Source organism: Phormidesmis priestleyi ULC007 (assembly GCF_001895925.1).
GTDB lineage: Bacteria > Cyanobacteriota > Cyanobacteriia > Leptolyngbyales > Leptolyngbyaceae > Phormidesmis_A > Phormidesmis_A priestleyi_A.
This window is the reverse complement of sequence record NZ_MPPI01000031.1, coordinates 39,963-54,474: the sequence shown is the minus strand read 5'-3', so window position 1 is coordinate 54,474 and position 14,512 is coordinate 39,963. Positions and strand designations below refer to the sequence as shown.

At 49.2% G+C, this 14,512-nt stretch carries 12 protein-coding genes; 2 read left to right on the top strand and 10 right to left on the bottom strand.

Going from position 1 to position 14,512, the window contains the following annotated elements:
- Positions 1–421, bottom strand: a 421-nt coding sequence (locus BRW63_RS28450) for a hypothetical protein (protein ID WP_189645273.1), incomplete at its 3' end; no start/stop codon positions are given.
- A gap of 483 nt (positions 422–904) precedes the next feature.
- Here BRW63_RS28450 and BRW63_RS20180 point away from each other — a divergent pair.
- Both BRW63_RS20180 and BRW63_RS20175 read left to right on the top strand, forming a co-directional pair.
- On the top strand, positions 905–2,587 hold the full coding sequence (locus BRW63_RS20180; RefSeq protein ID WP_073074213.1) for a hypothetical protein: 1,683 nt from the start codon (positions 905–907) through the stop codon (positions 2,585–2,587).
- Between the two features lie 566 nt (positions 2,588–3,153).
- Positions 3,154–4,275, top strand: a complete 1,122-nt coding sequence (locus tag BRW63_RS20175; RefSeq protein WP_073074212.1) for a THUMP domain-containing class I SAM-dependent RNA methyltransferase — start codon at positions 3,154–3,156, stop codon at positions 4,273–4,275.
- Positions 4,276–4,392: 117 nt separating this feature from the next.
- On the opposite strand, the gene BRW63_RS28445 is transcribed toward BRW63_RS20175, so the two are convergent.
- From BRW63_RS28445 to BRW63_RS20135, 9 genes are all read right to left on the bottom strand, one after another.
- Positions 4,393–4,566: a hypothetical protein gene (locus BRW63_RS28445; RefSeq protein ID WP_181314346.1), complete on the bottom strand. Its 174-nt coding sequence runs from the start codon at positions 4,564–4,566 to the stop codon at positions 4,393–4,395.
- A gap of 69 nt (positions 4,567–4,635) precedes the next feature.
- On the bottom strand, positions 4,636–4,863 hold the full coding sequence (locus BRW63_RS20170; RefSeq protein ID WP_143162087.1) for a hypothetical protein: 228 nt from the start codon (positions 4,861–4,863) through the stop codon (positions 4,636–4,638).
- Between the two features lie 55 nt (positions 4,864–4,918).
- Positions 4,919–7,840, bottom strand: a complete 2,922-nt coding sequence (locus tag BRW63_RS20165) for a hypothetical protein (RefSeq protein WP_073074210.1) — start codon at positions 7,838–7,840, stop codon at positions 4,919–4,921.
- 105 nt (positions 7,841–7,945) lie between these two features.
- Positions 7,946–9,739, bottom strand: coding sequence for a pentapeptide repeat-containing protein (locus BRW63_RS20160; protein WP_073074209.1), 1,794 nt, complete (start codon positions 9,737–9,739; stop codon positions 7,946–7,948).
- Between the two features lie 13 nt (positions 9,740–9,752).
- Positions 9,753–10,331 (bottom strand): hypothetical protein, encoded by a 579-nt coding sequence (locus tag BRW63_RS20155; protein ID WP_073074208.1) that lies wholly within the window; start codon positions 10,329–10,331, stop codon positions 9,753–9,755.
- A 67-nt stretch (positions 10,332–10,398) separates the two neighbouring features.
- Entirely contained in the window at positions 10,399–10,632 is a 234-nt protein-coding gene (locus tag BRW63_RS20150) for a hypothetical protein (RefSeq protein WP_073074207.1), read from the bottom strand.
- 211 nt (positions 10,633–10,843) lie between these two features.
- Positions 10,844–11,638 (bottom strand): C39 family peptidase, encoded by a 795-nt coding sequence (locus tag BRW63_RS20145; protein WP_073074206.1) that lies wholly within the window; start codon positions 11,636–11,638, stop codon positions 10,844–10,846.
- Positions 11,639–11,835: 197 nt separating this feature from the next.
- Entirely contained in the window at positions 11,836–13,107 is a 1,272-nt protein-coding gene (locus BRW63_RS20140; RefSeq protein ID WP_073074205.1) for a hypothetical protein, read from the bottom strand.
- Positions 13,107–14,342 (bottom strand): hypothetical protein, encoded by a 1,236-nt coding sequence (locus tag BRW63_RS20135; RefSeq protein ID WP_106253949.1) that lies wholly within the window; start codon positions 14,340–14,342, stop codon positions 13,107–13,109. Before BRW63_RS20135 ends, BRW63_RS20140 begins: the two co-directional genes overlap by 1 nt.
- Positions 14,343–14,512 lie beyond the last annotated feature (170 nt).

Genomic DNA, 14,512 nt, shown 5'->3' with positions numbered 1-14,512 from the left:
CCACACCTAGTCCAACACCCACACCTAGTCCAACACCCACACCTAGTCCGACACCCACACCTAGTCCAACACCCACACCTAGTCCAACACCCACACCTAGTCCAACACCCACACCTAGTCCAACACCCACACCTAGTCCAACACCCACACCTAGTCCGACACCCACACCTAGTCCGACACCTACCCCTAGTCCAACACCGACCCCTAGTCCAACACCAATACCTAGTCCCACACCAATACCTAGTCCCACACCAATACCTAGTCCAACACCCACACCAACGCCTAGCCCGACTCCAGCACCCAGTCCGATACCCGCACCAACGCCTAGTCCTAGTCCTGGACTGCTCTCGATCGCTGCGTTTGGAATCTCGCCCACTTCTAAAGCATCCACCACCTTTTCAATGTCCCCGCCAGGAGTCATGAACTCTCAGCCTGTTGTCCCTTTTTCCACTCCCTCTATAAAAGAGATTAGTCAGACAAACTCAACTATCAGTCAGGCAGAAGTGCGGTCTCCATTAGAGCGATTGAGGGAAGCGATCAATCGCCTTGATGCAGAATCTTCTGAGCCATCAGGAACTTCCGAGGCAAGTCCGCCCCCTCGATCTTCACCACCTAATTTTTCTCAATCATCTATTGCTGGATTCCCTAAAATTGGCGACTCTGCATCAGATCACCCACCGCTCTTTAAAGCAGTAGGTCAAGCTCCACTCTCATCAGAAAGGAAGCAGGATTCACCCACGAGGTCACAGCCTGACCCACCATCTGGACTTTCCAAAATTTTGAGAAATATATTTGGACTTGACAAGTTCAAGGGGCAAAGATGATTCAGTTCTAAGGGTGTTGCTGAAAGAGTAAGGATGTTAAGTATTTTGCAGGACAAACTTAAGTTAAAGGTTTAGTAGCGATGAATTTACCATTCGTTCTGGATATCGCGATCGGGTTGGCGTTTGTTTACCTAATTCTCAGCCTGTTAGTATCTGAAATTCAGGAGTTGCTATCGACTCTGCTGCAATGGCGGGCGGCTCATTTAAAGAAGTCAATTGAGACTCTTTTAACGGGCGGAGAAGGAACCGCTAACGATAAGAGTGTCAAGACAATCGTTGAGTCGCTTTACAGTAACCCGCTGATTAAAAATATTAGTCATGAATCTAAGGAGGGCATTGAGTCATGGCTACGGCAGATTACTCGCTTTGTAATCACGCTCGGCAGAAAAGATAAGCTAACGCTGAAGGGCGATGAGCCTTCTTATATGCCTTCGGAAACCTTTGCAACGACGCTGCTAGAAAAGCTTAGCCTCTCGCAGTTGACAAAGAAGATGACGGCGCTCAATTTGAAGCTGATGGTTAAAGAGGAGATTCTGGACAAACTGGATAGCTACCTTAACCAACAGGATCTTCAAATTAAAGATGAAACTCGCCAAAATTTGACGGCTGATTTGATTGGTTTGCGGCTAAAGTTAGAGGCTATTTGCACAGACTTTAGCACTGAAAAAGCGACCCTGCTAACTTGTGTCAATCGACTTAGAGACGAACTTAATTCATTTATTGAAACGACTAAACTGCTTGCGCCTACAAACGCTCTAAAGGCTCAGGATGATACTTCAACTGAACAGCAAGGTGATCCTGAGATTGTCAAGTTTGTTAGTCAGATAAAATCTCTGAAAAACGGGATTTTTTATCAGGGGAACCCCGATTCCAATAACACCAGCTACAGCAACACTGACGAACTTATTCGCCGTTTACAGCCCAGTCTCGCCCAAACTTTGGATTTAGGAATTGGAGAAGTCAGGAATGAGCAGCAACAAGTCATTAGAGTGAGCGATACTTATCAACTGCTTCAGAATCGGTTTGGCAATCTTGACCCAAATGACAAGATTTACAAAGCCTATGACGAGATTAGAAAAGACGTTGAGGCGATCGGGCAAACGTTACCCCCTTCGGTGCGAGAAAGCCTTGCGGCTCTGTCACGACGCGCGCAGATTAACGTGAAACGGGCGCAGGTACAGTATGTAGAAGATGAACTTTACCAGTTTAAAGGTGAAATTCAAATCTGGTTCGATCGCTCTATGGATCGAGCCTCTGGCGTTTACAAACGCAATGCCAAAGGGGTGACGTTTCTGATTGGCTTTTTAATTGCTCTGGTCGTCAATGCAGACACCTTTCATATGGTGAGTCGGCTCACGACAGACCCTACCCTACGGGATGCCCTAGCTAAAAAGGCTGAGGTAGCGACAAACATCGAATGCCTGCCGCCTAGTCCAAGCGATACAACTACTGGCAAGCAACTGAAGTGTCTTCGGGATCAGGTCAATCGATCTATTCCCCTACCGATCGGACGAGACTCAGCTAACCTGGAGCAACAGACAGAAGAAAGCAGTCAATGGTTTTTTCCTCCACTCAGGATGATTTTGGGCTGGCTTCTCAGCGGGTTGGCGATCTCGATGGGTGCCCCGTTCTGGTTTGAATTACTGGGTAAATTTATTAATGTCCGCAATTCAGGCAGTAAACCGACCTCGACAGCTAATCAAACCACCGCAAATCGAAGCACGGCTGACCAAGCCACGGTAAACCAGGAAACCTCTAAATAAGCATTGGTATAGCCTTGATCAATGATGTGTCGTTCCGGCCGCAGTCCTTGCCTCGAAAAAGTTGCAAGCAAGATGTTCCTACTATAGAAAGCATCCTTCAAGACTGTTGGTAACGATCGCTCAAAAGAAGGCTATAAACAAACGGCGATCGGGCTAATCCCTGAAGATTGGGAAAGCCTTCGTGGAGGGGTTCTCACTTTATAGAGGGTTTGACCTTCCAAGTAGGTTGCGAAAACTGGGTAACATTTCTATAGTTTCATCACCTGGCGTAATTGATAAACATGATCAGGCATCAGTTCTTAGACCTAGTGTTGTAACAGGAAGGGACAGCACTATAGGAGAAGGATTTTTCATTTTTAAGGGAAACTGAGGTGGAACCCAAAAACTGGACAGGAGAATAAGCTCTAAAACCCCGATCCATGATAGGAATGGTTATGAGCAAAAACAAGCGCAAACAGTATAGTTCTCAATTCAAAGCAAAAATTGCGATTTATTTTAAGACGCTGCAAATACCATGAACCTTGAATCGAATTTTTATCATTAGCGGCATAGGACATACAGCTTATATGAATCAGTGCTTTGCAACGGTTGCGCGGGGATTAGAAGCGCTGGCAACTCAAGAGCTGGAGCAACTGGGTGCAAGTTCCGTTAAGTCAGGTTTTTGTGGCGTTGCTTTTGAGGGCGATCGCGCCCTACTCTACCGCGCTAACCTTTGGGCAAGACTGCCGTTCCACATCCTGGTGAAACTGCACGAATTTCCTTGCCGTGATGCAGAAGATCTCTATCGCGGCATTCAAACGATCGATTGGTCGCAATATCTCACGCCTGACCAAACGCTGGCGGTGAATGCCACTGGCAAACATGAGCAGCTCAACCACAGCCACTTCACAGCACTTCAGGTCAAGAATGCGATCGTTGACCAGCAGCAAGCAGCATTTGGAGATCGCTCAAACGTAGAAACGCAAGCGCCAGATGTGCGAATTAACGTTTATGTCGATCGCGATCATTGCACGGTTAGCCTCGACAGTTCTGGAGACAGCCTTCACCGCCGCGGCTACCGCCCTGCTGTGGGAGCCGCGCCCTTAAAAGAATCTCTGGCGGCAGCGCTGATTCAGCTATCGGGCTGGCAGCCAGAGCAGATGTTTTACGACCCGCTCTGTGGTTCTGGCACGCTGCCTCTAGAAGCCAGTCTCAAGGCGCTTAACATTGCGCCCGGTTTGTTCCGACGCTTTGGGTTTGAAACCTGGCTCGACTTTGACCCAGATCTTCTAGAGCAGTTGATTCAAGAAGCAGAATCTAGCCAGCGAGATCTCTTGCCCGCACCGATTTGGGGCAGCGATCGCAGCGAGGAAGTAATTCAGCAGGCGATCGCCAATGCCCAGCGTTGTGGTGTATTAGACCACATCTGGTTTTCCCCGATCGAGCTGTCTGACGTAGTGGCACCCGCAGACAGCGGCGTGCTGTTTTGCAATCCGCCCTACGGCGAACGGCTAGAGCGAGACAGCGATCTAGGCGCGTTTTACAAACTGCTGGGCGACGTTCTGAAGCAGCGCTTCAAAGGCTGGACAGCTTTTGTGCTAAGTGGCAATAAGGAACTCTCACAGTCGATCGGACTCAAATCATCCCAGCGAGTTGCGGTCTATAATGGAACGCTGCCCTGTCAGTTGATGAAATATGAGCTGTACTAGAAAAGGGGTTGCCGATTTCATCACTTTGTTTAACGCGATGTAGTTAAGGCGTTTGTTTGGGGCGCGAGCGCAGTTCCATAATCGGCAATTGGGCAAACTTCGTTAAGCCAAAGGTGTTTAGCAAGGTTGTCCAGTCCTGTTGACGCTGACGATTGGCGCAACCCGATCCAATTTGCCGCCGACCGCTCGGAAGTTCAGCATTGCCTGATAGCTAGCGAGTTGGTCATCACGATCGCGGTAGCCGCTGCCATCGCCTGTCAGTTGACGAATCGGAGTTTGACCCAACTGCAACGATCGGCTGATTTCTCCCTGATCGTCTATCGGTGACGTAAACGGTTTTCCGTAAGTTTCATCGGGAGCCTACATCAGCAGATGACGGCGGAGAAATTTATCGCCATCGTCTTGAGTATTGGCAAACCCAATCTGGCTTATTTTCACTTCCGGCGGCGGTTTCACTTCCGCTGCAATTTTGGCAATGTCGGGAGCGATCGCAGGGGGAATGGGCAACTGCTCGATCGAAAACCAGGTATCAAACAGTGCAGTGTGAGTTTTGGCAACATTAGGATCGATCGCTTTCACAGTATTCATGGCGTTCACAATTGTGGTTGACTTATCACAAAAATTCGGCACCAGGCTGGACATTTCAGCGCCTGGGAGAGCGAGGTTTTGGTGCTCGTCCTGAGGTGGTGGGTGGGCACGGGTTTGCCGCAGGATAGCACCCATACAGGTTGGTGGTTTGTGGCTTCGTCGGTGCCGAGGTGTTTATTGCAATCACATACACACTTGCGGATGATCCCAAGTTTAGCCTGCAAGACGTTTGGGATGGGTCACAGGACTGCGGTGTCCAGGCAGACCCATCCTTGACATAAAGGGTATATTGCAGGGTTTGGTTGGGTCCAACCACAGCCGCGGGCCAGCTCACCTGCACAATCTGACCATTCTGCTGTTGAAAGGTAATTGCAGCGTTAGGTGTCCAACTCACCAAGGTGGGGTCTATCGGGGTTGGCGGCGCAGCGGGCAAGTTGACATTCACCCGTGGCATATCTTTCGGATCAAGCCCCATATAAACGATATCGCGTGACATCGCATCGGCAGACCACACGGCGGATAGGGTGATGTTGTTGCAAAAGCCAGCGATCCTCTGGTTTGAAGAGTTGTTCTGGCAATTTTTCAGATCACTTGCCGTCAGATTGCTGACGGTTAGAGGCGAACCGCTGAACGTTCCGCCGATCGGGAGACTCATCACCGACACCTGGGTACCCGTGTAAGTGTCGGTGACCTGCTTGGATGCTGGAGTCAGGCTAAAGGTCATGGTTTCGTTATACGTGTCTGTCAGAGTGATCTCGCAAGGCTGATTGAGCTTGACGGGGAGCCTCTGCGATCCCGGTTGATTAATCGTAATGGGTTTTGGGAAGCCGCATACGGATGCCTTTACCCAGTTGCCTTTGGCAGGCACATCGGCGTTCTGCTGGATGATGTAGCCATACAGGATTGCCTGACCCTCAGACCAGTTTGAAGCAGCATCGAAGTCCAGCAGGTCGATAGCCGGGGGGGGGTTCTGGCTGTTTCCATCCCAGGCAGCAGTGGGGAAAATACTCTGAACTGGCGGATTCGCTGTTGAATTGCCAAACAGATAATCGATCAGAGTCTGGTAGTACTTAGTATTCCCGCGTGCCTCTTCCTGCTGTGCCTGATACTGCAACTGCGCCAGGGTCACGAGGGGGGTTGTGAGCGTCCAGTTGGTGCTGGTAGCATGACCCAACACGGATATAGTCTGGTTTTGCTTGATCAGGAACGGGCGGTTATCGTTTTGCGCGGCGATCGCCTGCAGTTGTGCCTGAACATTCGCCAGATTCACCCCAGATGCGATCGCAATCAAACTAAATTGGTCTCGGTTATACCCCCAGTTCATCTGGTATTGCTGGTAGGGGTCGTAGGGCTGTTGATTATCCAGGGCACTGGTTCCCCCCGCATCCACAAGGATGCCCAGGGAAGCATCGCGGAAGTTGCCGTACTTGTCATCAATCGAAAACGAGTAGGCAACCGCACCGACTCCGTCCTTTGTGCTGTGAATCAGGCGAGTATAGGGGTCGAGGTTGAATTGGCTGTTATAGGGGGCGGCAAAAGTCAAAAATGGATCGTATTGATACTGCTGGTTATTGGGGTCAATACCATCCGCAGCGTTATAAGCTACGCCCCGCAACAAAGCCTGGACTTGCCCAGGCAACTCGCCCCCCAGCACGGTTGAGTTATACCCAATGATATGCTGGATAATGCAGGCATTGGTTTGATTTTGGTCGGGCTTTGCATCGGACAACCCGCAATCTTTATAAAATTGCGCCTGGTTTGACTGAAATCCATCTGTCTGGTCAGTTAAGAAATGATTCCAGACGGTCTGAGCAGTGGTCTGAAATTGAGCACAGAAATTCTGTTTGTTGAACGTGGAAGTGATGCCATCGGGCCAGATCAATTGGTCAAAATTTGCCCCCGTGCAAGGATCTCCGTTCTTCGGCTGCATCCACCCCATCCATCGATCGAGATAGGGCTGCACTTGGGCGTTCTGGTTGAGAACTCCACTGATCAAATAGTTCGATGTGCTGTCCTTTATTTCGTAAACCGAAGAGGTCGCTTTAGAAAGCGTATTCTGGATACTGTTGTAGCCCGCTGGCAGATGCGGTGCGGGAGTATTGGTTCCTCCACCCAGATCCGGCGGCAATTGTTTCGTGTCGATCGCGTTTCTAATAACGTTGGGAACCGGCTGATTTTGGCTCAGGTATGCCGAGTAATTGGGCCAGGGAACCTGGGTGAAAAAACTGCTGATCCGCTGCTGGAATGTGGGGAAATCCATCGCCCCACCCATGTAGCCAGTTGCACCATTGTTGACGACCGAGGCAGCGATCGGCAGATATAGATCATCCACATGGGATACATCGATATCTGCCATGGCAATGCCCGAATCGGGATCGCCGTTGGTGGATGCATTATCGGAGTCAAAGGTGTATTCTGCCAACTGAGCGGGTACATCGGCAGCAAAGGAATTATCGGCAACGCCGGTTGTGCAGTTACCGCTCGCTCCCGGCTTGTTTCTGGGGCCTTCATAGCAGGGCACAGCAACACTGGGATGCGTGGGGTCTTTATAGTTGGTTGTCTGGGAAGAATTGTTTGAATCTACCTCAACCATGTTTCCTTCAAAGGTGGTGAGATTAACGGGGAAAATGTAAATCCGCCCGGATCGATACCAGCATCGAATCATTGGATCGGCAGGACTGCTGGGATTGTTCGATTCTTGTGGAATCAAAACCGTCAGGGTTTCGTTCGGCTGCAAGCCATCGTGACCCGCTCCATTGACGACAATCCTTCGCACACGGGTAACCCCTGCGCCATCACAGATATCTGCGGGCACCTGAATCACTGGAAAGATCGGGAAGTCGAAGTCGTTGTGAAAGGTGATGTAGCGCTGATAGTCTGGGGCTGCTGGGCGTGCCGCGATCGCAGTTGGCTTCACTAATAAGATAAGAACAATAACTGATAACGCCAGACTCAAAAAAGTGACTAGTTTTTTCATCTCTGTAATCCTGAATAAACCTCTTGAAAATTAATGAAAACAATGAATAGAATCTCTGGTATTGAACAACACGGAACCATATTCTCCGTATTTCTGACAGCGAGATCATGGGTCATGATTGGCTGCATCCAGATAGGAAGGTGTTACGGGGTGAGGGCAAGTCATCATTTGTTCCCAAGTGTAGAACCCAGGGTCGAATTCACTGTTAGGTTGTCCATTGGGGCAGATAGTTTGTGAATTGATGGCAGTTTGAATTGCTAGAGTAGATCCGAAGGCAATATCAGATGGATAGGTCGGGAAGTTTTTCAACCACAACAGAGTTGTTCCATAGACATGCAAACAGCCATCTGCTTCGGAGACGATCGCAATCCTTTCGTAAATGACGGGTTGGGGCACGGGTGCATCAGGACTATTGCTAATATTCCAGGCAGTAATGGGGGCAATCACAGCCTGGGCACTGAGGGAACAATTGTTTGATTTGAACCAGTTGATTAAGAGATCGTTAGGATTGGGATTATTCAGGAAGGGCTTGTATTTGGTAGAGAGGAAAAATAAAGGCTTAGTAGGATTCAGGAAATCATAGACATTCAGGTTGACATCAATGAAAAAGGTTTTGATGGACGGGGTTGTATCCATGGAATTATCAATTAACCAACCGGACAACGGGCTTAGGCTCGCCTGTTTGCCTAAAGGATACCCCTGGCTGGTAAAAGGGGTGATGGCAGCGAGATCGCCGTTGTTCAAATCACTGGTATAGCTGCTATCCATCACAAATAGGGGCACACCAAACGGCAAGGAGATCGCGGCTTGATATAAATTGCCATTGATCAGGGTGGCATCGGTAAAATCGGCTCCCTGAAGTTGGGCGTTGGTGAAGCCAGGGTTCGTGAGTTGTACGCCCCTGAACCGGGTTTGAATCAGCACGGCACTGGAGAAAATTGTGCCCGCCACGATCGCTTGGGTAAAGTCGGCTTCCAGGAAAAAACTGCCTGCGAGGTTTGTGGATTCTAAATCCGTATGATTGGCAATAGCATTATGCCACAGACTATTGGACAGATCCACCGAAGAGAAATTAGCCCCTGAACTGGTACTGCTGTTTAAGGAAGCTCCGGCAAAGCTGGCCGCCACTGCTCCACCATAACGGTAGACGAGGAGTTGAGAGCTATCTGCACTCAGCAGCAGATTGTAGGCGATCGTTCCGGTAGTGATGAGCCAGCTTTGCCCTGAAACCAGCACCGTAACAATACTGTTTAAGACATCAATTCCATTGCGATTAAAGGCATTAATAATATCCTGGGGAACGGCTTTACCATCACTTTGATTGAGTTCGGTAATGTAATTCGACAGGTTTGTAGTAAGGACAAACAGCAAGGCTTTTGCGCCAAATTGACTATTGCTGAGATTGGCCTGATTCAGAATTGCACCACAAAAGTTGGACCCATGAGCCTTGACTTGTTGCAGGGATGACCCGGTAAAATTGGCTCTGGCTGCGATCGCCCCAGTCAGGTCAGCAGCATCCAGCATCAGGTAACTGAGCGTTGCCCCGCTGAAATTGGCATTGTTGGTGAAATTGGCTGAATTGCAGGGGATCAAATTTCCCGATGTTCCCACCAGTTTTGTCCCCCGCCCATCACACCCACTGAAATTGATAGTCTGGGCACTTTTAGGTTGTCCCCATTGAACAGTCGTCAATACCGTATTGGAACCCGAAAAGTTTGCCTGATCTAAGGTCGCCCCATCAAAGCTGGTTTGATCCAGGTTGGCTCCAACGAAAACGGCTTGGGTCAGAATGGCACCCTCAAAAATAGTCCCCGTCAGATTCGCCTCGGTAAAATTGGCTCCAGTAAAATCCACTCCTGAGACATCCTGACCACTCAGGTCTACATAGCTAAAATCCATCCCCTTGCCATTTTTAGACTGAGTAATCGTTGTCAGGGGAGGGATAAACTGGGTAGGAGCAAAGGTGCTGCAAGTATCCGCCGTGAGCAGATAAGCCGGAACCGTCTGCCCCACGGGTGCATAGCCAACCGGATAAAGCTGTGGAGGAGATTGACCGCCATCCCATCAGCATGTCTAAACTCAAAGCCGTCGCTGTATGCTCGTCCAGCCCATAGTATTTCAGTATTGCAGGAAAGTAACTAGACCGTTTCAGTAACACCTTCTGAAAGTGCTGAAGCTGATAACCCTCCGGAATATAGATGCTCATCTGAATCAAATCGGGAACAGGGATTGTCGGATCTTTCTGAGGGCGAAGTATCCGTATCCAACTGATCCGATCCGACGGAAACAGGTCTTCCGGGACATGGACAAAATGGGTGAAGCAGCGAGTGCAAGTTTCCAGGGGTAAGGCAGCCAGGGCAGAATTTTGCTGTCTCGCCGCCGCCATTGTGGTAGCATCATGCGCCTGCATCTCCAACTTGTGCGATCGAAACTTAACCAAAATCCCACAGGTCTCTTCAACGTGACTTAAATCAATATGAAATGCTTTCATGGTGTTTTCTCGCAGTAAGAAGTCCGTGACAATATCTGAACCAGGAAAAGTGCTTGGCTTCCAGACCCTAAATGGTTTGATCCGGTGAATCCTCAGTCGCATCTGCGATCGCCTGAGTCTGAATTTGAGAGAGGGCTAATTCCAGGGCATTGATTAATTCCTCCGAACTGGTGAAACCAATTCGTTGACCCGTGGCAGGAACATCCAGCGTGAAACGGTAGACGTTCATGTTTGCATGAAAACTTTGCTCTTCCCAACAGCGAATCACGTAGATCCGGTAGGGGGCTATATTTTTTGCCATAGGTCAACCCTCCTGCTGATTGGAAGTATTCGATGCAACTTAATCGGTTATAGAAGGCGATCGCCAAGAGATCGCGAATGAGATAGTAGGTTTAGAGAACGTCATAATCTGTTGCAGAGTTGTCAGCCCAGATCTCACTCCTCAGCGATCGCCCGTTGGAAGTCTTCTGTTTCCTGAGTACTGACAATTCTTCCATACGACCTTTAAAGTGCTACACGCCTTTTGTGATGTGATGTGCCCAAAGCTGATTGTCACTGGAAACCGTCTGATACATCAGATCCCAGGAATAGTGTAGATTTTCTCCACCTTTGCTTTCGTCATAGCCATTTGGAGTCCAAACCCCGTTCGGATCGTTTACCCAAACGCCCGTTTCGTCATACCCGCGCAATAAAATAACATGTCCTGATTGAGTTAACTGGGTATGCACCACTACGGGCAATCCACTTGCAATCCAGGTTTTAATCAGATCCCAATTGCTGGTGTAACTAAAGTCATCTTTACAGCCATAGGCTTCAACCACTTTGGCTAAATCGAGTGGAGAATGACGGTCTAAACCATGCTCGTCGCAATACGCATCGAGTTCATCGGGGTAGCGCATTTGGGTATGCTGTTGAGGAACGCCTAGATACGCTAAATCCATCGCGATCGCCGTAACATTGCACGATCCCCCCGGTGCTTCCTGATTGTCATTTTGGTCGTAGTAATCATAGTGAGGCACGGGCAAGTCAACAGATGTTGGGACTAGGCTCAAAGGCTTCCCATCTTGTAGGATTTCAACATGGGGTCTAAACACATACCAGGTGTTATGTCCCTGATAGGCGAGTTGTTTTCCTTGAGCGTCATCACCGAGGGAAACTTTGATGTAGTTGCCCATGATTTCATAACTGGAGATGGGTAATATTGTCCCAGTCGAAACGGCTTGCTTTTGGTCATCTGGTAATGTTGTACTTTGAGCTGTACTCAGTTTGAGCCAAGTGTCGCGATCGACTTTGAGAGTGTATGACATGATAAAAACCTGCAATAAAGAACCACTGAGCGTATATCACTCAATAAAATCTGAGCTACTCAGTGAAAGATATTTCTACAAGCTAGGAATAATGTGAGTGATGCAAGTTACCCTGACTCAACTGATGCAACCTTAAATTTAGTTATAGAGAGTTACCGCCAAGAAATCGCCAGAAGATCGCCAGAATCACAGTACCTCTAGTTTTCCTCCAGCACGATCGCGTATTCGTAGTTGTAGCCCATTGTGCCATCGGTGGGTGAGGACGATTCTCCCTTTAACTGATTAGTCGCAACGCGCAGGGTAAAGTTGCCAGACGTGGCGCAGAAGGTCAATGTGGCTGGTGAATCTTTATGAGATGCCCAATAACTTGGACAATCGTCTTGAGTATTAAAGCTGCCATACAGCTTATTTTCCCCGGTATTGGGAATGTTGACAACCACGTTAAAGCCAGGGCATGTTTCATTTGGGGCAGCTTTCAAGACAAAGCCGAGATCTGCCGTCAGATCGGTGTTGAAGTAGGCTAGATCGATGTAGTGGATAGGAGTCGAGCCAATCATCCAGGCGGGAACCCAAGCGGGTGAAATGCCCGGAATTGTCTTAACATCATTCGGAATCAGAGGACCGATCGCGGAGGTACAGCTTTTTTCGATAAAACACAGGCTGAAATCGATCTCCTGTGAGGTCGCGTTGAAAAAGCGCACGTAAGACATCATCCGTTTCTCCAATAGGAGCATGATTAGCCCATACGCGAAGGTGCCTAACGTGAATACCACACCAGCGACTCCAAGAACGAACTCGATGTTCGCTGAAATGGTGAGCGTTTCGGAGATCACGATCTCTTCGCCGTCAGTTCCTGCTGATTCACCGGCTTTCTGTGCTTCTGAAGCGAGTTTTGCGTCGAGGGCAACCGCATCTAGCTCTCCTACCTCGATCAGAGACTCAACCATCAGAGAAACAAACTCCTTAGTCTTGCCCACCAGTGTCTCGATCACGTTCTCTTTGGCTTGTTCCAGCTCAATTTCTGCAATACCTACACCTGCGTACTCGATCGTATTAGCCATCACTTGAATAGTTCTTTCCTGGTCAGTGCCTGTGCCCGTTGTCAGCGTGACATAGGTAGCCCCAACGTCCTCAAACGTTTCGAGATCGGCGGTGCCCTTTTGCAGAATACTGATGCCATCTTCGGAGAAATATGCGCCAACCATCAGATAAGTATTGCCGATCTCCACATACAAGACAGGCAGATTAGATGGATCAGTTCCGTTTAACCAAACGCTCTCGCCACCCGTTGCGATCGCGGCATACAAATTTTGCAGCGCCGACAGATCTGATGCAAATAGTTGATGTACACTGTCTCCTCCCTGAGTTGTGATTGTGTCTAAGAGGTTCTTAAATGAGTTGTTGTCATTCTTAACCGCTTGATCATGCACGTCGAAGCCAAAATTAAACTGGTGTTCTGTGTCAGACATCAGGATGCTCCTTTTTCAATAACAATGAGATATTCGTAGAAGTAACCCGTTTCACCGGTAATCGGAGAGGGTGATTCGCCCCGTAGCTGATTGGTGGCGATCGATAATTGGTATCCGCTGTTCGATACACCCATGGTGAGTTGATCGTACTGACCGTGATCAATGTTTTCATACAGTTGATCCCAGTCTTCAGTATTCTTGAGGTCAACATATAAGGAGTTGTTGCCAACTGCCGGAATATCAATTACAGCCGTCATGCCAGGGAAATCTCCTGATCCATCGCCGTGAATAACGACTCCTAAACCGTTAACACTGGAATCATTCTGAAACTGGTAGTCTGCGCGGTAGATCACCGAGTCCAACGGCTTCACCCCAGGGGGCGCAGGTGCAATTCCGATTGGGGGCATACTCCCCGATTGGGGAACTTCTTTCGCCACCAAGTCATACTCATAGCACAGCGCTAGATTTAAGGTTTGATCGGTGTAGTTGAAGATTTTGACCAGGCAGATCATCGTCTTCGCCAGGAAGAACAAGATGATCGCGATGATGGCGGCGATCGCGGCGACTGCAATTCCCACGATCGCTAATGGGCTGAAGGTGAGTGAAAGGGCGACTTCATCCGCGACCACTTCCCCATCAATTGCGGCATCTTCTGCGGCTTCAGTTGCAGCTTCCTCACTGACCGTTGCCGAGTCGGTCGCACCTTCGGCAATAGCACTATAAGCGCGGGTCAGGTAGGATTGCAGAAAAGTCTTGAACGCTCCCAAGATTGCCAGGAGAGCTGGTGCGATCGCGACACTGGCGATCGCCGGACCCAGCTTTTCCACCCAGTTGACGATGACACTGATGGGTCCTTGGTCGGTAACGAGATAGGTGGTCGCAATGCCCGCTTGTTTGTAGTCCGGTGTATCTTGCCCCAGGATGCTATTGTCCGCTAGAACCTGCACTACCAGGGTGCCTTTGCTGCCTTTCACATAGTGAACAGGGGCGTTGGGATCGAGAAAGTCGTACCCTAGACTACTCGGCTGGGAAGCTTGTTGCCATGCACTATCACCGTTGTTCGCGATCTGTTGAGCGATGTCGTGCAGAGCAGCCATATCTCCTGAAAAGAAATCGTAAGTCGGATTTCCCCCCTTTAAGGCAGCGTGTAAATTCTGCACTAAGGTTGGACGGTCAGGTGCGCCGTTCAGCGTATGGGAAGCTCGAAATTGTACCTGCGGTAAAGGATTAGCCATAACTCTCTGGGATAAAGTTGGGGTCATGGGTAGAAGCCGATCGCAAGCTGCCACTCAAGCTGTTCTAGCGTCTATACGTAAGACCTGAAACGCTTGCTACAGCAGCTTGCTCAATCGCGTAAGGGGGCGTAGGGGAATGCCTACAGTACGGGCAAACCCCTTGTAACCCT